We start from the raw sequence: 19,732 nt of genomic DNA, 5'->3' as shown, positions 1-19,732 counted from the left end.
TTATTTGCCCCCCATATTGCCCGGCAGGCGAATTTTGCGTTCAACCAGGTTCATCGCCAGCATGATGATGGCGTTAATCACTACATACGCGACGGTGATGGCAGTGAAGGATTCCCATGCGTGTGCCGAGTAATCCAGCAGTTTCCCCGCCTGCGCGGCCATATCGACCAGGCCGATAGTGGAGGCGATGGCTGAGTTTTTTACCAGGTTCATCATCTCCGAGGTCATTGGCGGCACAATCACGCGATAAGCGTTTGGCAGCAACACATAACGGTAGGTTTGCGGCAGCGTCAGCCCCATTGCCAGGCCGGCATTTTTTTGCCCGCGCGGTAGCGACTGAATCGCCGCGCGTACCTGCTCGCAAACGCGAGCGGCGGTAAACAGCCCAAGACAAATCATTGATGAGAGGAAGAACTGGATATTCGGATCCAGTTCTGATTTGAACCACATGCCGATATCTTCTGGCAGTAGTTCCGGTACCACCAGGTACCAGGTAAAAAACTGCACAATCAGCGGCACGTTGCGGAACAGTTCGACATAAAGGGTGCCAATGCCGGACAAGAAACGGTTAGGGACGGTGCGCAGGATGCCAAACAGGGAACCGACCAGGAAAGCGATAATCCAGGCCGTCACGGAAAGCGCGATAGTGACCTGAAAACCACTCCATAGCCAGCCAAGATAGGTGGTGTTGCCGAACGGGGCCTGTTGCAGGAAGATCCCCCAGTTCCAGTCTATGGACATAAATCTACTCCGGAAAAAAAAGGGTAGCAGCGCTACCCTCGAAGATTGTGTGAAGAGCGAGTTTTCGTGTTGAGTGGGGAACGACCACTCAGCATATAGTCTGTCCGTGCTACTTCGACAATCGAGAGGGCAGGTAAACCCGCCCCTAATGGTTTTAATTAGTTCAGAGCTTTGTCATTCGGTTCTTTGAACAGCGCTTTCATATCGTCAGAGAGATCGAAATTGAGGTTCATGTTTTTTGGCGGAATTGGGTTTTTAAACCATTTATCGAAGGATTTTTCCGCTGCACCGGATGTCTGCAACTGAGCGATGGTGTCATCCATCAGCTTTTTGAACTCAGGATCGTTTTTACGCAGCATACAGCCATAGGCTTCTTTTGATTGCGGCGTGCCAACGATGTCCCAGTTGTCCGGTTTTTTCGCTTTCGCACGTTCACCCGCCAGCAGCGCGTCATCCATCATAAAGGCCACCGCACGGCCGCTTTCCAGCGTACGGAACGAGTCGCCATGGTCTTTCGCGCTGATAATGCGCATATCCATTTTCTTCTCGTCGTTCAGCTTGTTCAGCAGGATTTCTGAGGTAGTGCCGGAAGTCACAACAACCGCTTTGCCTTTCAGGTCGGCGAAGTCTTTAATCGGGCCGCCTTTTTTTGTCAGCAGACGTGTGCCAACCACGAAAATGGTATCAGAGAACGCCGCTTGTTTCTGACGTTCAACGTTATTGGTGGTGGAACCACACTCAAAATCGAAGGTGCCGTTTTGCAGCAGCGGGATACGGTTTTGTGAAGTAATTGGAATCAGTTTTACCGCCAGATCCGGCTTATTCAGTTTTTTCTTCACCGCTTCAACGATAGCGTTGGAGTAGTCCTGGGAGTAACCCACGACTTTTTGTTCATTGTCGTAGTAGGAGAACGGTACGGAAGATTCGCGGTGACCGACGACGATAACGCCGTTTTTAGCAATTTTAGCCAGTGTAGCTTGTTGATCGGCCGGCGCTGCGTCGGCAGGTTTTGCATCTTCAGCATGCACCAGACCGGCGGACAGTCCCATCACCAGCATCGCGGCGGCCAGTTTACGTAATTGCATATCCAGACTCCTTTATCGTCAGCGCCAGAGACGCGTATTGATACCCATTGTGTGTATTGTGTTTTTGTTGTTCTGCGACAATATCGTGCAGTGTCGTGTGTGTTTGTTACATTCAGTCTGGCTTAATGTAAAGATTTTGCTGCGGTATTGTTTATTTTTGCGAGGCGCGCCGCACCGTTTAGAGGCAAAAATCTTCCATTGCACCAGATTGGTGCTGCTACTGTTTCCTGCTGGTGCGACATAAGTTGCACATAAGCGGATTACATAGCTGCCTGATAGATATAAGCAAACCGCATGCCAAAACGGCTTAATCGTAAATTTTGCGTAGCGAAGAGAGGATGCCCGGCAAGCAGACCGTCACCGGGCAGAACAACGAGGAGAGGGATTAACGGCGGCGCTGACGCAAGCCCATCACCAGGGCGCCAAAGCCGAGCAGCGCGGTGATAATCCACAGCGGCCAGTTGCCCGTGCGGGCATACGGCGTGAGGCCAGAGGTTGGGGTCACCTTCGCGGTTAATACTTCGCGAGTAAATTGCGGGATCATCGCCTGGATTTCACCCTGCGGGCCAATGACCGCGGTGATGCCATTATTGGTGCTCCGCAACAGCGGGCGCGCTAGTTCCAGCGCACGCATCCGCGCCATCTGGAAGTGCTGCCACGGGCCGATGGATTTGCCAAACCAGGCATCGTTCGAGATGGTCAGCAGGAAATCGGTATCCGGGCGGAAATTATCACGCACCTGCTCGCCAAGGATGATTTCGTAGCAGATTGCCGCCGTCAGCGTTAGCCCATGCGCCGCCAGCGGAGGCTGTACATAAGCGCCACGGCTGAAGGAGGACATCGGCAAATCGAAGAAGGGTGCCAGCGGACGCAGAATCGACTCCAGCGGTACAAACTCGCCAAACGGTACCAGATGGTTTTTATTGTAGCGATCGCTTGAGCTGTAGCTATAAGCGTTGTCTTTGCCCAGTGTAATGATGGTGTTGTAGGTATCGTAGCGGTTTTGCTTATTGAGACGTGCATCGACAATCCCGGTGATAAGCGTACTGTTGTTTGCCCGCAGCAGATTATCCATGGCGCTTAAAAAGCGTTGCTGGTTAATTTCCAGATCCGGAATGGCAGACTCCGGCCAGATAATCAGCTGCGATTTACCCATAACCTGCTCACTGGCTTCGCTGTAGATTTTCAGCGTATTGAGCAGCTGGTTTTCGTCCCACTTCATCGATTGTGGAATATTCCCCTGCACCATCGACACCTGAGTGGTGCGCTCCGGCAGCAGTTGATACCACTGGATATAACGCAGCGGGAAGGGTAGGGCGAACAGCACGACGGCGACAACCAGCGGGCGCAAGCGGCGCTGAACCAACGCCAGCACTACCAGACCGCTCACCACCATCAGTAAGAAATTGATTGCTTCAACGCCAAGCACCGGCGCGAGGCCTTTCAGCGGCCCATCTATCTGGCTGTAACCAAACTGGAGCCACGGGAAACCGGTTAGCACCCAGCCGCGCAGGAACTCGGTAATTTGCCAGATGACCGGCGCGGCAACGGCCAGGCGCAACCAGGTAGTATGCGGCCACAGACGCGACAAAATACCGGCGAACAGTCCGGTGTAGAGCGACAAATAGGCCGCCAGCAGTACCACAAGGAAAATATTGACCGGGCCTGGCATGCCGCCGAACTGGGCGATGCTGACATACACCCAGTGCACGCCACTGCCAAACAGACCAAGCCCCCAGAAATAGCCAATCCAGGCAGCCTGCAACGGGCGGCGATTCAGGGTTAAACCCTGCAGACCAATCAGAGAGATAAGTGCGGCGGGCCAGAAGTCATAAGGAGAAAAAGCCAGCGTTCCGCTGGCTCCGAATAACAACGCCAGCAGCAGGCGTATGCGCTGGCGCTCAAACAATGCGGCAAATACCATTTACATTACTCATCCAGTTTCGGTTGCGGAGAATCATCCGGCATTCTGACATGGACCTGAATAATACGTCGACTATCAGCCATAGCGACCTTGAATTGGTAACCATCAATGTCAATCGATTCGCCGCGCGCAGGCAAGTGACCAAACGCCTGCATCACCAGACCGCCAATGGTGTCTACTTCATCATCACTGAAGTGGGTGCCGAAGGTTTCATTGAAATCTTCAATCGGCGCCAGTGCGCGTACTGTCCATGTATGGCGGCTAAGTTGGCGGAAATCGATATCCTCTTCTTCGTCATATTCGTCTTCGATTTCGCCGACAATAAGCTCGAGAATATCTTCAATCGTTACCAGACCAGAAACGCCGCCGAACTCATCAATAACGATAGCCATATGGTAGCGCTGGGAACGGAACTCTTTCAGCATGCGATCAACACGCTTGCTTTCCGGCACCACTACCGCCTGGCGTAACACTTTTTCCATGCTGAACGCTTCGGCGTCGCTGCGCATAAAAGGCAGCAAATCCTTAGCCATCAGGATCCCTTCGATGTGATCTTTATCTTCGCTAATCACCGGGAAACGCGAGTGGGCAGACTCGATAATGACATCGAGGCATTCGTCCAGCGTCTGGTTGCGTTTCAGGGTAATCATTTGGGAGCGGGGGATCATGATGTCGCGAACGCGCTGGTCCGCAATATCCATTACCCCTTCCAGCATGTCGCGCGTATCGTTGTCGATAAGCTCGTTCTGCCCGGAGTCTCGGATCAGTTCCAGCAGTTCATCACGGTTTTTCGGTTCGCCGTGAAAGAGCTGGCTGAGTAAAAGGGAGAAGAATCCCTTTTTGTTGGTGGTGTTGTCGCTACTGTGTGAGTTATCGTCGCTCATGGCGTCGTGTGGGTTCTCGTGTTGGTTAATCTGTCGCGCGTCGCGCGTAAACTCAGCGCCGGACGGCATTTTTAGCGAGTGGAGCGCAGCAATCTGCGCGCCAACTTACTCTTTCTCGGAAATGTACGGATCCTCATAGCCCAGAGCAAGCATTATCTCTGTCTCGATCCCTTCCATCTCTTCGGCTTCATCATCCTCAATATGATCGTAACCGAGCAGGTGTAAACTACCGTGCACCACCATGTGCGCCCAGTGCGCGTCCAGCGGTTTGCCTTGCTCCTGGGCTTCCTCTTCGACAACCTGGCGGCAAATGATCAAATCGCCAAGCAGCGGCATCTCGATGCCCGGCGGCGCTTCAAACGGGAAAGAGAGCACGTTAGTTGGCTTATCTTTTCCGCGGTAGGTCAGGTTCAGTTCATGGCTTTCCGCATTGTCGACCACGCGAATGGTGACTTCCGCTTCTTCCTGAAACTGCGGGATAACGGCGTCAAGCCACTTCTGGAACTGCGCTTCTTCCGGCAGGCCGCTGTTATCTTCACACGCCAGCTGTAGATCAAGGATCACCTGACTCATTTCTGCTCCTGCTCCTGGGCTTCGCGTTTGCGCTCGGCGGCCAGTTCTGCTTTACGTTTCTGTTCGGCCTCTTCCCAGGCTTCATAGGCGATAACGATACGGGCAACCACCGGATGGCGCACCACATCTTCGCTGTGGAAGAAGTTAAAGCTGATTTCGTCGACGTTCGCCAGCACTTCGATGGCGTGACGCAAACCGGATTTGGTGTTGCGCGGCAGGTCAATCTGCGTGACATCGCCGGTAATCACCGCTTTGGAGTTAAAGCCAATACGTGTCAGGAACATCTTCATCTGTTCGATGGTGGTGTTCTGACTCTCATCAAGAATGATAAACGCGTCGTTTAGCGTACGGCCGCGCATATAGGCTAACGGCGCGACTTCAATGACGTTGCGTTCAATCAGCTTTTCGACGCGTTCAAAGCCAATCATCTCAAACAGCGCGTCATACAGCGGGCGCAGATAAGGATCGACTTTTTGGCTAAGATCGCCGGGCAGGAAGCCGAGTTTTTCACCTGCTTCTACCGCCGGGCGCGTCAGCAGAATGCGGCGTACTTCCTGGCGTTCCAGTGCATCCACTGCTGCGGCGACCGCGAGGTAAGTTTTACCGGTGCCCGCCGGACCCACGCCGAAGGTGATGTCGTGATCGAGAATATTGGCGACGTACTGCGCCTGGTTCGGCGTGCGCGGTTTAATCACACCACGCTTGGTCTTGATATGAATCGCTTTGCCGTACTCCGGCACACTCTCGGCGCTCTGCTCCAGCACGCGCGCTTCTTTGATAGCCAGATGGATCTGTTCCGGTTCGATATCCTGGATCTGGCCGCGCATCGGCGCGGTATCGACATACAGGGTGCGCAGAATATCGGCGGCGGCATTAACGCAAATTTCGCGTCCGGTGAGTTTGAAGTGATTATCGCGGCGGTTGATTTCGATGCCCAGTCGCCGCTCCAGTTGTTTGATGTTGTCGTCAAACGGGCCGCACAGACTTAGCAGACGTGCGTTGTCCGCTGGCTCAAGGGTAATTTCACGCGTATCTATATTCAAACTGTTCCTCTTTTCGATAAGTCGAGGGCTATGCCCATTAGGGAATTATTCACGGCATATAAAGAAGTCGCAAGCATTGCGCAAGATGTTGGGGTCGGCGAGGGGAAAAGCAAGGCCTGCCAGAAATGGCAGGCCGGTGGTATTACGGTTGGTACAGACCGACGCCGAGGTCGTTCTCTTTACGCGTACGGGCAATAACAGATTGTGGCGATTCCACCACGCGCAGACCCATTTCTTCTTCGGTACGCACCAGCACGCCGCGCAGGGAATTCGGGTAGACATCGACGATTTCCACATCGACAAATTTACCGATCATCTCTGGCTTGCCTTCGAAGTTCACCACGCGGTTATTTTCGGTGCGACCGGACAGCTCCATGATGTTCTTACGCGAAGTCCCTTCCACCAGGATGCGCTGCGTCGTGCCGAGCATACGGCGGCTCCAGGCCATCGCCTGCTGGTTAATACGCTCTTGCAGAATGTACAGGCGCTGTTTTTTCTCCTCTTCCGGCACATCATCTACCATATCGGCAGCGGGCGTGCCCGGGCGTGCGGAGAAGATAAAGCTGTAGCTCATGTCGAAGTTAACATCGGCAATCAGCTTCATGGTTTTTTCGAAGTCTTCAGTGGTTTCACCCGGGAAGCCGACGATAAAGTCGGAGCTAATCTGAATGTCCGGGCGTGCTTCGCGCAGCTTACGGATGATCGCTTTGTATTCCAGCGCGGTATGCGTGCGGCTCATCAGATTCAGTATGCGGTCGGAACCACTTTGCACCGGCAGATGCAGGAAACTCACCAGCTCCGGCGTGTCGCGATAGACGTCAATGATGTCATCGGTGAACTCAATAGGGTGACTGGTGGTGAAACGGATGCGATCGATACCATCAATTGCCGCCACCAGACGCAGCAGTTCGGCAAAGGTGCCGATACTGCCGTCAAAGTTCTCACCGCGCCAGGCGTTCACGTTCTGGCCGAGCAGGTTCACTTCACGCACGCCCTGCGCCGCCAGTTGCGCGATCTCAAACAGGATGTCGTCGGCAGGGCGGCTGACTTCTTCACCACGGGTATAAGGCACCACGCAGTAAGTACAGTATTTGTTACAGCCTTCCATGATCGACACAAACGCGGTCGGACCTTCGGCGCGCGGTTCCGGCAAACGGTCAAATTTTTCAATTTCCGGGAAGCTAATATCGACAACCGGGCTGCGGGTGCCGCGTACGGAGTTGATCATTTCCGGCAAGCGGTGCAGGGTTTGCGGCCCAAAAATAATGTCGACATAGTGCGCGCGCTGGCGAATATGATCGCCTTCCTGAGACGCCACGCAGCCGCCAACCCCGATAATCAGATCGGGGTTTTTCTCTTTCAGCAGCTTCCAGCGACCCAACTGATGGAAGACTTTTTCCTGAGCCTTTTCACGGATTGAGCAGGTATTAAGCAGCAGCACATCCGCTTCTTCCGCCACCTCGGTCAGTTGATAGCCGTGAGTGGCATCCAGCAGATCGGCCATCTTCGATGAATCGTATTCGTTCATCTGACAGCCCCAGGTTTTTATGTGGAGTTTTTTTGTCATCGACTTGCTCTTGCTTAAGTTCGTATACGCTGAGTATGACGGGTATCAGCCAGGATTGCAGGCCGCGTATTGTAATGCTTTGGTCGCGTGCTGACCAGTATGACGGTTGTCAGCCTCACGGGGTAAAAAATCCGGTAAACTTAACGGATTCTCGTTGAAGGACAAATAGCCATGACAAATCAATCCACTGAAGTTGCCATCGTCGGCGGCGGAATGGTCGGCGGAGCGCTGGCGCTGGGGCTGGCACAACATGGTTTTGCCGTGACCGTGATTGAAAAACAGGAACCCGCGGCGTTTGATGCAACGTTACCGCCGGACGTACGCATTTCGGCAATCAGTGCCGCATCGGTGGCGTTGCTGCGCGGGCTGGGCGTCTGGGAGAACATTCAGGCCATGCGCTGCCACCCTTATCGGCAACTGGAAACCTGGGAGTGGGAAAATGCGCATGTGGTGTTCGACGCTCGCGAGCTGAAGTTGCCGCTGCTCGGTTACATGGTGGAAAACACGGTGCTCCAGCGTGCTCTGTGGGAGGCGTTACAGGCGCACCCGCAGGTAACGCTACTTACGGCGAAAGAATTAACCGCGCTGCATGCGCACGATGCGCATCAGCAATTAACGTTTGCGGATGGTGACACGTTAACGGCGAAGCTGGTGGTAGGGGCCGATGGCGCGAATTCCTGGGTACGGCAAGCGGCGGGGATTGGCATTCACGCCTGGCAGTATCAGCAATCCTGCATGCTTATCACTGTTCAATGCGAACACGAAGCGGGTGACAGCACCTGGCAGCATTTTACGCCTGATGGCCCGCATGCCTTTTTACCGCTGTTTGATAACTGGGCATCGCTGGTGTGGTATGACAGCCCGGCGCGTATTCGTCAGTTGCAGACATTAACGATGGCGCAACTGGAGCAGGAGATTGCCCGACATTTCCCGGCGCGCTTAGGTGCCGTTAAACCGGTTGCTGCGGCCTCTTTTCCGCTGACTCGCCGCCATGCGCTGCAGTATATCAGGCCGGGGCTGGCGCTGGTGGGCGACGCAGCGCATACCATTCATCCGTTGGCGGGGCAGGGCGTAAATCTGGGGTATCGCGATGTGGATGCGCTGCTGGATGTATTGACCAGCGCGCGTACGCAGGCGGAAGACTGGGCCAGCCACGCGGTGTTGAAGCGTTATCAGACGCGACGTATGGCGGATAATTTTATTATGCAAAGCGGGATGGATCTGTTTTACGCCGGGTTCAGTAACTCCCTCGGCCCGGTGCGCCTGCTGCGCAATATTGGTCTGATGGCGGCGGAACGCGCTGGTGTGTTGAAACGGCAGGCGCTGAAATACGCATTAGGATTGTAAAAGGTCTGCGGGCGCTGCGCCCGCAGTACTCACATAATTGCCAATAACTTATCCAGTGCCGTGTGCGCGCCTTTTTTGTCGATAAAAAAAGCCTGATACCCCTCAATCCCCTCAACCTGTTGCAGTGCCCATTCGCCATTGTGCATTTTGCGCAGCAACCGCACTGTGCGGTAAAGCGGCACCAGCAGAATAATCAGCGCCACGAAGGCTGCCGCCCCATAGCTCGTGGAGAGCGGGTTTGCGCTGGCCTGTTGCGCCAGTAACGCGACAGACGCAACTTGCAGCACGAGCCTGGCGAGCAGTGTCCGCATACAGAATTGCTGAAGGCGCTGTGGCGTAGAGAAGCAGGGATTTTTCAGCGATGAGCGTGTTTCCTGCACCGGAATGCCCTGCACATACACCGTCCAGTGAGTTGTCTCCTTCAGCAGCATGGCCTGGCCGCTTTCGCTCAACGTATGCAGACGCATGGATATGACAACCGGGAAGATCAACCCCATACAGAGGCCATAAAAGATCGGCGCGGAGAGGCCCATAAAAGCAAGACCGAAACCGGTGACCACAAAAAGTAAATACAGCGGGGCATAAATTAGCAGGGCAGTGTTTTGATAGTTCATCATGCTGGCTCAGAGGAGAGTGGCGGGTAAATTACCATACGGTTTATGCAGTGATTAACTACCAACATCCGGGGATATGCAGAAAACAAAAAAGCCCGCCGAAGCGAGCTTTTTTGTTTTGTTGGCTGGGGTACGAGGATTCGAACCTCGGAATGGTGGAATCAGAATCCACTGCCTTACCGCTTGGCGATACCCCAAAAATGCGTTCACAAAAGCAAACGTCTTTGAGATGGCTGGGGTACGAGGATTCGAACCTCGGGATGGTGGAATCAGAATCCACTGCCTTACCGCTTGGCGATACCCCAACAAATCTTTTTCAGGTTTAACGTCTTAACATTAGACCTTAAATATGGTGGCTACGACGGGAATCGAACCTGTGACCCCAGCATTATGAGTGCTGTGCTCTAACCAGCTGAGCTACGTAGCCAAGTTTTACTACTTTCCCAGTCATCGACTGGCTGGGGTACCTGGATTCGAACCAGGGAATGCCGGTATCAAAAACCGGTGCCTTACCGCTTGGCGATACCCCAACGACTAGTGCGTTTCGCAGGAGTCGAAGAAGAGATGGCTGGGGTACCTGGATTCGAACCAGGGAATGCCGGTATCAAAAACCGGTGCCTTACCGCTTGGCGATACCCCATCCGTGCAACGCTTACCCGGGAATGGTGCGGGAGGCGAGACTTGAACTCGCACACCTTGCGGCGCCAGAACCTAAATCTGGTGCGTCTACCAATTTCGCCACTCCCGCAAAAAAGATGGTGGCTACGACGGGAATCGAACCTGTGACCCCAGCATTATGAGTGCTGTGCTCTAACCAGCTGAGCTACGTAGCCATCTTTTTTCGCGTTACCTTATCGGCGTTGCGGGGCGCATTATGCGTATTGGGCCTTACAGCGTCAATACCTTTTTCATCGAAAATTGCCGGAATGTGACTGTTTGGTTAGGTTGCGAACAGCATGACGCTTTATTGGGCGAAAATTGATTTTATTCATTAAATCAGCGCACAAAAAACAACAGGCCCCGCAGGGCCTGTAAGAATAGCCATTACTTATTAATAAGCTGACTGGTGAATACCAACCGCGCGACCTGACGGATCGTTCATGGTTTTGAAAGCTTCGTCCCATTCAAACGCTTTTGCGGAAGAACAGGCAACGGACGGGCCGCCGGGAACACATTCCGCCGCGCTTGCCAGCGGGAACAGCTCTTCAAAAATTTCGCGGTACAGATACGCTTCTTTCGATGCTGGCGTGTTGTACGGGAAACGGTAGCTGGCCGTTGCCAGTTGTTGATCCGTCACCTGCTGCGCCGCAACTTCTTTCAGCGTATCGATCCAGCTATAACCCACGCCGTCGGAAAACTGCTCTTTCTGGCGCCATGCCACGCTTGCCGGCAGGTAGGACTCAAAACATTCGCGCAGAATGTGTTTCTCCATTTTGCCGTTGCTGCCGCACATTTTGTCTTCCGGGTTGATACGCATCGCCACATCGAGGAATTTTTTATCCAGGAACGGTACACGCGCTTCCACGCCCCAGGCGGACATCGCTTTGTTTGCACGGGCGCAGTCAAACATATGCAGCGCCTGCAATTTACGCACGGTTTCTTCGTGCAGCTCTTTGGCATCCGGCGCTTTGTGGAAATAGAGATAACCGCCAAACACTTCATCGGAACCTTCGCCGGAGAGCACCATTTTGATGCCCATCGCTTTGATTTTACGCGACATCAAATACATCGGCGTCGAGGCGCGAATTGTCGTCACGTCATAGGTTTCGATGTGGTAAATCACATCGCGAATCGCATCCAGTCCTTCCTGCACGGTGAAATGAATTTCATGGTGCACGGTGCCAAGATGGTTGGCGACTTCCTGCGCCGCTTTCAGATCCGGCGCGCCTTTCAGACCCACAGCGAAGGAGTGCAGTTGCGGCCACCAGGCTTCTGATTTCTCCTGATCTTCAACGCGACGGGCTGCGAATTTTTTGGTGATCGCGGAAATGACCGAAGAATCCAGACCACCCGAAAGCAGCACGCCGTACGGCACATCGGACATCAGGTGGCTTTTCACCGCGTCTTCCAGCGCCTGGCGCAGTTCCGCTTTATCGGTCACGTTGTCTTTTACTGCATCGTAGTCAAACCAGTCGCGCTGATAATAAGAGCGGATTTCACCATCTTTGCTCCACAGGTAGCTGCCTGCCGGGAACTCTTTAATGGTGCGGCAAACCGGCACCAGCGCTTTCATTTCTGACGCCACGTATAAGTTGCCGTGTTCGTCGTGCCCCATATACAGCGGGATAATGCCGATATGGTCGCGGCCAATCAGGTAAGCATCTTTTTCACTGTCGTACAGGGCGAAAGCGAACATACCTTGCAAGTCGTCGAGGAACTCCGGCCCTTTTTCCTGATACAGCGCGAGGATCACTTCACAGTCAGAACCGGTCTGGAATGCGTAACGGTCGCCATATTCTGCGCGCAGCGCCTGGTGGTTATAAATTTCACCGTTCACTGCCAGCGCATGTGTTTTCTTCTCGTTGTAGAGCGGCTGTGCCCCGGCGTTAACGTCAACAATAGACAGACGTTCATGCGCCAGAATGGCTTTATCACTTGCATAAACACCGGACCAGTCCGGGCCGCGGTGGCGCATCAGTCGGGATAATTCCAGCGCTTTTTTACGTAATTCGACTGCGTCGGTTTTAATATCCAGTACGCCAAAAATTGAACACATAGACTTCTCCGTTAACCTTGAGTGCAAAGCTGTAATGTTGTGTGCTTGCAGTCAAAATGCCGCAAAAACGGGGCAGCGCGCAAGCCTTTTACCGCGCTGAAAGTAAAAAGTTCAATGATGATTATTGAATGCTGAAAAAAGAGTATGTATAAGACTCTGTTATTGATGAATCGGCAAAATAATGCGCTTTTTATTGAATGGTGTTCTTTTTGGCAGGGGCGAAAATAAAAAACCACGCCCGAAGACGTGGTGACGTTTAGATAACGTCGATTTCGGCGACCGAGGGGTAAATCCACGACGGGCGAAACGGCATGCTGTCGATATCATCGATGCGCGACACGCCAGAGAGTACCAGGATGGTTTCAAGCCCGGCCTGAAAGCCCGCCAGGATATCGGTGCGCAGGTTATCACCCACAATCACCGTCTGTTCGGAATGCGCCTGCATGGTATTCAGTGCTGCGCGAATGATCCACGGGCTGGGTTTGCCAACATAGAAAGGTTTACGCCCGGAAATCTTTTCGATGCCGGCGCACAGCGCGCCACAGGCCGGATAATACCCACGCCCGTGGGTGTCAGGGTTGGTGGCGATAAAGCGCGCGCCGTTCGCAACGAAGAACGCTGCTTTATGCATCATTTCCCAGTTATAGGAGCGGGTCTCGCCAACGATGACAAAATCCGGGTTGATATCGGTAATGGTAAAACCAGCTTTGTAAAGCTCGTGGATCAGGGCGCCTTCGCCCACCACATAGGCTTTTTTCCCTTCCTGGCGTTTAAGAAAATCAGCGGTCGCCATCGCCGAGGTATAAAAAACGCTGGCAGGCACATCAATCCCCGCGGAAACAAAGCGGTTCGCCAGATCCTGGCCGGTTTGCGAAGGGTAGTTGGTCAACAATACCAGCGGCATGCCCTTTTCAAGGATGCGGGTGATGAATTCCGCAGCACCCGGTACGGCAACGTTGTCGTGCATCAGCACGCCGTCAATATCGCAGATTACATTCTGAATGGTCATGGACTGTCCGGATAAAAAAATAAGTATTAACGATAGGCGCTGTCAGTTTTCCAGCAAACGTTGCAGCAGCAAACCGTTCAGCATAGCGCGTTTCACCAGCGCAAACGCGCCGATCGCCGAGCGGTGATCCAGCGCGGAAGGCACCACCGGCAAGTTTTTGCGAAACGCTTTTAACGCCTGGGTGTTAATGCACGCTTCAATGGCCGGGAGCAGCACTTTTTCTGCTTCAACAATTTCCCCGGCGATCACCACCTTCTGAGGGTTAAACAGGTTAATGGCAATGGCGATGGTTTTACCCAGATGGCGACCAACATATTCAACCACTTCACAGGCCAGCGCATCGCCTTTATTGGCGGCTTTACAGATGGTTTTGATTGAGCAATCTTCCAGCGTCAGGCGACTCTGGTAGCCCTGTTCTAACAGATGACGAACGCGGTGCTCTATCGCGGCATTGGCGGCGATAGTTTCCAGACAGCCAAAGTTGCCGCAGTGACAGCGTTCGCCCAGCGGCTCGACTTGCACGTGCCCAATTTCGCCGACGTTACCGTTACGGCCGATAAAAATGCGCCCGTTAGAGATAATCCCGGCGCCCGTCCCGCGGTGTACACGCACCAGAATGGAGTCTTCGCAATCCTGGCTTGCCCCAAAATAGTGCTCGGCCAGCGCCAGGCTGCGAATGTCGTGCCCGACAAAACAGGTCAATTTGAAACGTTCTTCCAGGGCTTCCACCAGCGCCCAGTTTTCAACCTGGATATGCGGCATATAGCGAATAACACCGCTTTCCGGGTCTACCAGGCCCGGCAGAATAACCGAAATCGCGATCAGTTCGCGGATCTTACGCTGGCTGGTTTCAATAAAGTGGCTGATGGTATTGAGCAGCGCGTGTTCCAGCGTTTCCTGGGTACGTTCGGGCAGCGGGTAATGCTCTTCCGCCAGCACTTTGCTGCTTAAATCGTACAAGGTCAGGGTGGTGTCGTAACGCCCGAGGCGCACGCCGATAGCCTGGAAACTGCGGGTTTCGGTAACAATGGAGATAGCGCGGCGGCCCCCGGTGGAGGCCTGCTGATCGACTTCTTTGATCAGCCCGCGTTCGATGAGCTGGCGCGTGATTTTTGTCACGCTGGCGGGAGCAAGCTGGCTTTGTTCGGCAATCTGAATGCGCGAAATGGGGCCGTGTTGGTCAATCAGGCGGTAAACCGCCGCGCTGTTAAGCTGCTTTACGAGGTCAACGTTACCGATTTGAGCTTGTCCGCCTGATGTCATACCGTCTCTTTATGCAGTGACGACCTCGTTGCCATTAACGATGGTCTTGATGATTTTATAATCGCGCGTGAACGCCGTCAGGTTCGCCACTTTTCCCGCAGCGAGACTTCCCAGCTTTTCGTCAACGCCAATGGCGCGAGCGGGGTAGAGAGTTGCCATACGCAGCGCTTCATCCAGCGCAATGCCGACATGCTCCACCAGATTTCGCACCCCTTCGATCATCGTCAGGGAGGAACCGCTCAGCGTTCCGTTTTCGTCCACGCACAGTCCATTACGGTAGTATATTGTTTTGCCAGCAAAAATGAACTGCTCAATATTCGCGCCCGCTGGCGCTGTCGCGTCAGTTACCAGGCAAAGTTTGTCGCCTTTCAATCGCTTAGCATTACGGATATTAACGTAATCGACATGCAGGCCATCTGCAATCACGCCGCAGTAAACGTCTGTGTCATCAAGCACTGCGCCTGCCAGACCGGGTTCACGGCCGGTAATGTACGGCATAGCATTATATAAATGTGTGGCGAACGTGATCCCGGCGCGGAAACCGGCTTTTGCTTCTTTTAACGTTGCGTTGGAGTGACCGGCAGAAACCACAATGCCCGCGTCAGCTAACTGGCGAATCACCTCGGTGCCCGCCATTTCCGGGGCCAGCGTAACTTTGGTGATCACATCGGCGTTCTGGCACAGGAAGTCGACTAACGCCGGCTCCGGTTTACGCACGAATTCCGGGTTGTGCGTGCCTTTTTTAACAATATTCAGCCACGGCCCTTCCAGATGAAGGCCCAGCGCCTGATTCGGGTATTTCGCCAGGTAATCGCGCATTACCTGCACGCCCTGTTTCATTAATTCGTCGCTGGTAGTAATCAGCGTCGGCAGGAAGCTGGTGCAGCCGGATTTTTCATTCGCCTGCTGCATGATTTCCAGCGTTTTTACGCTAACGGCTTCTGCGGTGTCGTTAAACTGTACGCCGCCACAGCCGTTGAGCTGCACGTCGATAAAACCGGGGGCAAGGATGGCACCATTCAGCGAGCGTTGTTCAATTCCTGTTGGCAGCTCAGCCAGCGGACAAAGGCGTTCAATCAGACCATTGGCGATGACCAGCGCATGGTCATCCAGAATTTCATGGCCGGTGTAGATTCGGCCCTGGGTTAAAGCATACATAACGACCCCCGGTTAACTAGGTATACCGCTCCGCAGGATCCGCCTCGCGGAGCGGGAACTGACTTACAGACCTTTAATATTTTCCGCTTCTAACTCGTTGAAGTATTTCAACGTTTTCACTTTCAGCTCCATCGTGGACGGTTCGTCGCAGACGATGACGGCTTTCGGGTGTAACTGCAGGCAACTGATGGTCCACATGTGGTTAACGTTGCCCTCAACAGCCGCCTGCAGCGCCTGCGCTTTCACGCCGCCGAGCACCAGGATCATCACTTCTTCGGCATCCAGCAATGTGCCCACGCCCACGGTCAGTGCGTATTTCGGCACCTGATTAACGTCGCCGTCAAAGAAGCGAGAGTTCGCCACGCGGGTGTCATGGGTCAGGGTTTTAATACGGGTGCGCGAGGCCAGCGAAGACGCCGGTTCGTTAAACGCGATGTGCCCATCGTTGCCTACGCCACCCATAAACAGGTGAATTTTGCCGTAAGAACGGATTTTTTCTTCATAACGGCGACATTCTGCGTCAATATCCGGCGCGTTGCCATCGAGCAGGTTAATATTTTCAGCCGGAATATCAACATGATCGAAGAAATTGCGGTGCATAAAGCTGTGGTAGCTTTCCGGGTGATCTTTCGGCAAGCCGACATACTCATCCATGTTAAAGGTGACAACATGCTGGAAACTAACCTGGCCTGCTTTGTGCATCTCAACTAACGCTTTGTACGCGGTGAGCGGGGTTCCACCGGTCGGTAAGCCGAGAATAAACGGACGGTCTGCGGTTGGTTTGAACGCGTTGATACGATTGACGATATGGCGGGCTGCCCATTTGCCGACTTGTTCAGCTGTCGCCAGGGGAATCAGTCTCATTGTTCACCTCTAAAGTTAAATGAAGAAAGTTGGCGGAATGCGTGCTAACTCAGCGTTAAGCGTAACCTGGTTCGCGACAGAGAGAAGGGAGCAATCCGTCCTGATATTTTTAATCATAAAATAAGTTTTACCTGTTTGCCAGTGATTGGGAGGGTGATTGACGATACTTAGTGATTTTAATCACAGAAAATACGCTTTTAATTTGCGAGGCGAATTAATTTTTCACACACTCTGTCAGGTAGTGAGAAAATAGCCGTGATTTCAGGGTTAGTGACACAATAAAAAACGACTGTTTCAGTGAGCTCTCATCGGGTTCATAGGGGGAATAAAAGTGAGTATTCTAGGTTATCTGCAAAAGATCGGCCGTGCGCTAATGGTGCCTGTCGCCACGCTGCCTGCGGCGGCAATTCTGATGGGTGTCGGGTACTGGATTGACCCGGTTGGCTGGGGTGGTCAAAACGCACTGGCAGCGTTTTTCATCCAGTCCGGCTCCGCCATTATCGATAACATGGGCGTGCTGTTCGCGGTGGGTGTCGCTTACGGTATGTCAAAAGACAAAGATGGTGCTGCGGCGCTGGCTGGCTTTGTCGGCTTCCTGGTTCTGACCACGCTCTGTTCACCGGCAGCAGTGGCAATGATCCAAAAAATCCCTGCGGATCAAGTTCCGGCCGCGTTTGGCAAAATCAAAAACCAGTTCGTCGGTATTCTGGTGGGGATTATTGCTGCTGAACTGTATAACCGCTTTAGCAGCGTTGAGCTGCCGAAAGCGCTCTCCTTCTTTAGCGGCCGCCGTCTGGTGCCGATCCTCACCTCGTTTGTGATGATCGTTGTTGCTTTCATCATGATGTATATCTGGCCGGTCGTGTTTAGCGGTCTGGTGGAATTTGGTGAGAGCATTCAGAAACTCGGCTCCGTTGGCGCAGGCGTTTACGCCTTCTTTAACCGCCTGTTAATTCCGGTCGGTTTGCACCACGCGCTCAACTCTGTGTTCTGGTTTGACGTAGCAGGCATTAACGATATTCCTAACTTCCTTGGTGGTGCGCAGTCTATCGAAGCCGGTAAAGCGGTGGTCGGTATCACTGGCCGTTACCAGGCCGGTTTCTTCCCGATCATGATGTTCGGCCTGCCGGGCGCGGCGCTGGCGATTTACCACTGCGCACGTCCGGAAAATAAAGCCAAAGTTCTGGGTATCATGATGGCGGGTGCGTTTGCCTCGTTCTTTACCGGTATCACTGAACCGCTGGAATTCTCCTTTATGTTCGTTGCGCCGGTCCTGTATGTGATCCATGCAGTGCTGACGGGGATCTCCGTATTTATCGCTGCGAGCATGCACTGGATTGCCGGTTTCGGCTTCAGCGCCGGTCTGGTGGATATGGTGCTCTCCTCGCGTAACCCGCTGGCAACCCAGTGGTGGATGCTGATCCCGCAAGGTCTGGTGTTCTTCGTTATCTATTACGTGGTTTTCCGTTTCGCTATCACCAGGTTCAACATGCTGACTCCGGGTCGCGAACTGGCTGTTTCCGGTGACGAAGCGGATGGTCAGGATATGAATGTCAGCGGTAACACCGAGCAGGATGTGAGTGGCCTGGCGCGTCAGTATATCGCCGCGATCGGGGGGTCTTCTAACCTGACTGGTATTGACGCCTGTATCACTCGTCTGCGTTTAACGGTGAAAGACTCTTCGCTGGTGAACGAATCCATGGCTAAACGTCTTGGCGCCTCCGGCGTTATTCGTCTGAACAAAACCGGCGTGCAGATTATTGTTGGTTTCGTGGCGGAAAAAATTGCCGACGCTATGAGAACGGCAGGTGATGTCCCGCCTGCGGGCAATGCTGCTCCGGCAGCGGCTCCGGCGGCATCGGTAAAGCCGCAGGCGGTACCGAACGCGACAACCATCGCTGAGTTGGTATCGCCTGTAACCGGTGAACTGGTGGCGCTGGATCATGTGCCGGATGAAGCCTTTGCCAGCAAAGCTGTGGGTGATGGCGTGGCAGTGAAACCGACGGATAAAACCGTGGTTTCTCCGGCTGCGGGCACCATTGTGAAAATCTTCAACACTAACCATGCCTTCTGCCTGGAAACCGAGAAAGGTGCGGAAATCGTTGTCCATATGGGCATTGATACCGTGGCGCTGGGCGGCCAGGGCTTTACTCGCCTGGTTGAAGAAGGTGCGGAAGTGGTAGCGGGACAGCCGATCCTCGAAATGGATCTGGAATACCTCAACGCGAATGCCCGTTCAATGATTAGCCCGGTGGTGGTCAGCAATATCGACGACTTTAGCGGTCTGGTTATCAAGGCGCAGGGCGCGGTGGTTGCTGGTCAGACTCCGCTGTATGAAATTAAAGGCTAATGGCTCCTGAGTAAGCTTTCATGCCTTAAGCGGCGGGGGAATATCCTCCGCCGCTTTTTTTTGCCTTGCATTTAATCAGTGCCATACTGATGTCGCTTTTATTATGGGGATGATGATGAAAAGGATAATTTGCGCGCTCTGTATTGCGCTGACGTTAAGCGGCTGTATTCCACGTTACGCCACGCTGCGCCCGCACTACGAAGTGGATGTGCGTAATCCGGCCGGGGAACCGATCTCAACGGCAATGATGTGGGTCAGCACCGGGCGCTCACCGCCGGGGTACTATCCGCCGCCGGAAGCGTTTCGAGCCGATCGGCAAGGCCATATCGACGTGGAGAAAAAATCCCAATGGGAAAATATGATTTTCTTTTTGCACGGGACGAATTTCTACTCGTGGGGCTGGTGTATTGAAGCGCCGGGTTATATTCCGCAAAACGGCGAGGGCGATGAGATAGCGAGCCCGATCATCCTTAAACCGACCACGCAAGATTTACGCTGCCGACAAGCGCAGGACGTAGCTGAATACCTTTCTTCCGGGCATCAGTGATTTGTATAAGTAAAGGTTGTTTCCTGCGTCCTCTTATTAGATCATAT

Annotated in this window: 16 protein-coding genes and 7 tRNA genes; 3 read left to right on the top strand and 20 right to left on the bottom strand. The window is 53.6% G+C overall.

Going from position 1 to position 19,732, the window contains the following annotated elements:
* The 7 genes from M8Q36_RS23365 to miaB all read right to left on the bottom strand — a co-directional run bounded on the left by M8Q36_RS23365 (position 1) and on the right by miaB (position 7,817).
* Positions 1–741 (bottom strand): amino acid ABC transporter permease, encoded by a 741-nt coding sequence (locus M8Q36_RS23365; protein ID WP_020457017.1) that lies wholly within the window; start codon positions 739–741, stop codon positions 1–3.
* A gap of 158 nt (positions 742–899) precedes the next feature.
* Positions 900–1,826 carry an amino acid ABC transporter substrate-binding protein gene (locus M8Q36_RS23360; protein ID WP_017455899.1) on the bottom strand — a complete coding sequence of 309 codons (927 nt, stop codon included), beginning with the start codon at positions 1,824–1,826 and terminating at the stop codon, positions 900–902.
* A gap of 385 nt (positions 1,827–2,211) precedes the next feature.
* The gene (gene lnt / locus M8Q36_RS23355; protein ID WP_249882543.1) at positions 2,212–3,750 is read right to left on the bottom strand and encodes an apolipoprotein N-acyltransferase; all 1,539 of its coding nucleotides are present in this window, start codon (positions 3,748–3,750) and stop codon (positions 2,212–2,214) included.
* A 5-nt stretch (positions 3,751–3,755) separates the two neighbouring features.
* On the bottom strand, positions 3,756–4,634 hold the full coding sequence (corC, locus tag M8Q36_RS23350) for a CNNM family magnesium/cobalt transport protein CorC (RefSeq protein WP_044489811.1): 879 nt from the start codon (positions 4,632–4,634) through the stop codon (positions 3,756–3,758).
* A 105-nt stretch (positions 4,635–4,739) separates the two neighbouring features.
* Positions 4,740–5,207 (bottom strand): rRNA maturation RNase YbeY, encoded by a 468-nt coding sequence (gene ybeY, locus M8Q36_RS23345; RefSeq protein ID WP_249882542.1) that lies wholly within the window; start codon positions 5,205–5,207, stop codon positions 4,740–4,742.
* Entirely contained in the window at positions 5,204–6,250 is a 1,047-nt protein-coding gene (locus M8Q36_RS23340; RefSeq protein ID WP_065369003.1) for a PhoH family protein, read from the bottom strand. The genes ybeY and M8Q36_RS23340 overlap by 4 nt, the downstream gene beginning before the upstream one ends.
* Positions 6,251–6,392: 142 nt before the next feature.
* Entirely contained in the window at positions 6,393–7,817 is a 1,425-nt protein-coding gene (miaB, locus tag M8Q36_RS23335) for a tRNA (N6-isopentenyl adenosine(37)-C2)-methylthiotransferase MiaB (protein WP_020457022.1), read from the bottom strand.
* Positions 7,818–7,988: 171 nt separating this feature from the next.
* Between miaB and ubiF the strand changes: the two genes are divergently transcribed.
* On the top strand, positions 7,989–9,164 hold the full coding sequence (gene ubiF / locus M8Q36_RS23330) for a 3-demethoxyubiquinol 3-hydroxylase (RefSeq protein ID WP_249882541.1): 1,176 nt from the start codon (positions 7,989–7,991) through the stop codon (positions 9,162–9,164).
* A gap of 29 nt (positions 9,165–9,193) precedes the next feature.
* Here ubiF and M8Q36_RS23325 read toward each other — a convergent pair whose 3' ends face one another.
* The 13 genes from M8Q36_RS23325 to nagB form a co-directional block, all read right to left on the bottom strand.
* Positions 9,194–9,781: a hypothetical protein gene (locus M8Q36_RS23325; protein ID WP_249882540.1), complete on the bottom strand. Its 588-nt coding sequence runs from the start codon at positions 9,779–9,781 to the stop codon at positions 9,194–9,196.
* A 119-nt stretch (positions 9,782–9,900) separates the two neighbouring features.
* Positions 9,901–9,975: transfer RNA gene (locus M8Q36_RS23320), tRNA-Gln, on the bottom strand.
* A 33-nt stretch (positions 9,976–10,008) separates the two neighbouring features.
* Positions 10,009–10,083 (bottom strand) — tRNA-Gln (locus tag M8Q36_RS23315).
* 45 nt (positions 10,084–10,128) lie between these two features.
* Positions 10,129–10,205 (bottom strand) — tRNA-Met (locus M8Q36_RS23310).
* Positions 10,206–10,233: 28 nt separating this feature from the next.
* Positions 10,234–10,308, bottom strand: a tRNA-Gln gene (locus tag M8Q36_RS23305).
* A gap of 35 nt (positions 10,309–10,343) precedes the next feature.
* Positions 10,344–10,418 (bottom strand) — tRNA-Gln (locus M8Q36_RS23300).
* Between the two features lie 23 nt (positions 10,419–10,441).
* Positions 10,442–10,526 (bottom strand) — tRNA-Leu (locus M8Q36_RS23295).
* 8 nt (positions 10,527–10,534) lie between these two features.
* Positions 10,535–10,611 (bottom strand) — tRNA-Met (locus tag M8Q36_RS23290).
* Positions 10,612–10,829: 218 nt separating this feature from the next.
* A complete protein-coding gene (asnB, locus tag M8Q36_RS23285) occupies positions 10,830–12,494 on the bottom strand; it encodes an asparagine synthase B (RefSeq protein WP_017455907.1) in 1,665 nt (554 codons plus the stop codon).
* Positions 12,495–12,750: 256 nt separating this feature from the next.
* A complete protein-coding gene (locus M8Q36_RS23280; protein WP_017455908.1) occupies positions 12,751–13,503 on the bottom strand; it encodes an HAD-IIA family hydrolase in 753 nt (250 codons plus the stop codon).
* 42 nt (positions 13,504–13,545) lie between these two features.
* Positions 13,546–14,766 (bottom strand): DNA-binding transcriptional regulator NagC, encoded by a 1,221-nt coding sequence (nagC, locus tag M8Q36_RS23275; protein ID WP_249882539.1) that lies wholly within the window; start codon positions 14,764–14,766, stop codon positions 13,546–13,548.
* Between the two features lie 9 nt (positions 14,767–14,775).
* Complete coding sequence (nagA, locus tag M8Q36_RS23270; RefSeq protein WP_249882538.1) at positions 14,776–15,924, bottom strand: N-acetylglucosamine-6-phosphate deacetylase; 1,149 nt, start codon at positions 15,922–15,924, stop codon at positions 14,776–14,778.
* Between the two features lie 63 nt (positions 15,925–15,987).
* On the bottom strand, positions 15,988–16,788 hold the full coding sequence (gene nagB, locus M8Q36_RS23265) for a glucosamine-6-phosphate deaminase (RefSeq protein WP_017455911.1): 801 nt from the start codon (positions 16,786–16,788) through the stop codon (positions 15,988–15,990).
* A 331-nt stretch (positions 16,789–17,119) separates the two neighbouring features.
* Here nagB and nagE point away from each other — a divergent pair, with 331 nt between their 5' ends.
* Positions 17,120–19,138 (top strand): N-acetylglucosamine-specific PTS transporter subunit IIBC, encoded by a 2,019-nt coding sequence (gene nagE / locus M8Q36_RS23260; protein WP_249882537.1) that lies wholly within the window; start codon positions 17,120–17,122, stop codon positions 19,136–19,138.
* Between the two features lie 115 nt (positions 19,139–19,253).
* Positions 19,254–19,685, top strand: coding sequence for a membrane lipoprotein lipid attachment site-containing protein (locus tag M8Q36_RS23255; protein ID WP_249882536.1), 432 nt, complete (start codon positions 19,254–19,256; stop codon positions 19,683–19,685).
* Positions 19,686–19,732 lie beyond the last annotated feature (47 nt).

It is taken from the genome of Kosakonia sp. R1.Fl (genome assembly GCF_023516815.1).
Taxonomy (GTDB): Bacteria; Pseudomonadota; Gammaproteobacteria; order Enterobacterales; family Enterobacteriaceae; genus Kosakonia.
This window is presented reverse-complemented; position numbering and strand designations above follow the sequence as displayed.

What these genes read in the sequence shown, in the direction of transcription:
- ybeY (WP_249882542.1), bottom strand. Translation starts at nt 5,207, where the DNA reads ATGAGTCAGGTGATCCTTGATCTACAGCTGGCGTGTGAAGATAACAGC.
- miaB (WP_020457022.1), bottom strand. Translation starts at nt 7,817, where the DNA reads ATGACAAAAAAACTCCACATAAAAACCTGGGGCTGTCAGATGAACGAA.
- nagA (WP_249882538.1), bottom strand. Translation starts at nt 15,924, where the DNA reads ATGTATGCTTTAACCCAGGGCCGAATCTACACCGGCCATGAAATTCTG.
- M8Q36_RS23280 (WP_017455908.1), bottom strand. Translation starts at nt 13,503, where the DNA reads ATGACCATTCAGAATGTAATCTGCGATATTGACGGCGTGCTGATGCAC.
- ubiF (WP_249882541.1), top strand. Translation starts at nt 7,989, where the DNA reads ATGACAAATCAATCCACTGAAGTTGCCATCGTCGGCGGCGGAATGGTC.
- nagB (WP_017455911.1), bottom strand. Translation starts at nt 16,788, where the DNA reads ATGAGACTGATTCCCCTGGCGACAGCTGAACAAGTCGGCAAATGGGCA.
- M8Q36_RS23365 (WP_020457017.1), bottom strand. Translation starts at nt 741, where the DNA reads ATGTCCATAGACTGGAACTGGGGGATCTTCCTGCAACAGGCCCCGTTC.
- M8Q36_RS23360 (WP_017455899.1), bottom strand. Translation starts at nt 1,826, where the DNA reads ATGCAATTACGTAAACTGGCCGCCGCGATGCTGGTGATGGGACTGTCC.
- M8Q36_RS23255 (WP_249882536.1), top strand. Translation starts at nt 19,254, where the DNA reads ATGAAAAGGATAATTTGCGCGCTCTGTATTGCGCTGACGTTAAGCGGC.
- corC (WP_044489811.1), bottom strand. Translation starts at nt 4,634, where the DNA reads ATGAGCGACGATAACTCACACAGTAGCGACAACACCACCAACAAAAAG.
- nagC (WP_249882539.1), bottom strand. Translation starts at nt 14,766, where the DNA reads ATGACATCAGGCGGACAAGCTCAAATCGGTAACGTTGACCTCGTAAAG.
- lnt (WP_249882543.1), bottom strand. Translation starts at nt 3,750, where the DNA reads ATGGTATTTGCCGCATTGTTTGAGCGCCAGCGCATACGCCTGCTGCTG.
- M8Q36_RS23325 (WP_249882540.1), bottom strand. Translation starts at nt 9,781, where the DNA reads ATGATGAACTATCAAAACACTGCCCTGCTAATTTATGCCCCGCTGTAT.
- asnB (WP_017455907.1), bottom strand. Translation starts at nt 12,494, where the DNA reads ATGTGTTCAATTTTTGGCGTACTGGATATTAAAACCGACGCAGTCGAA.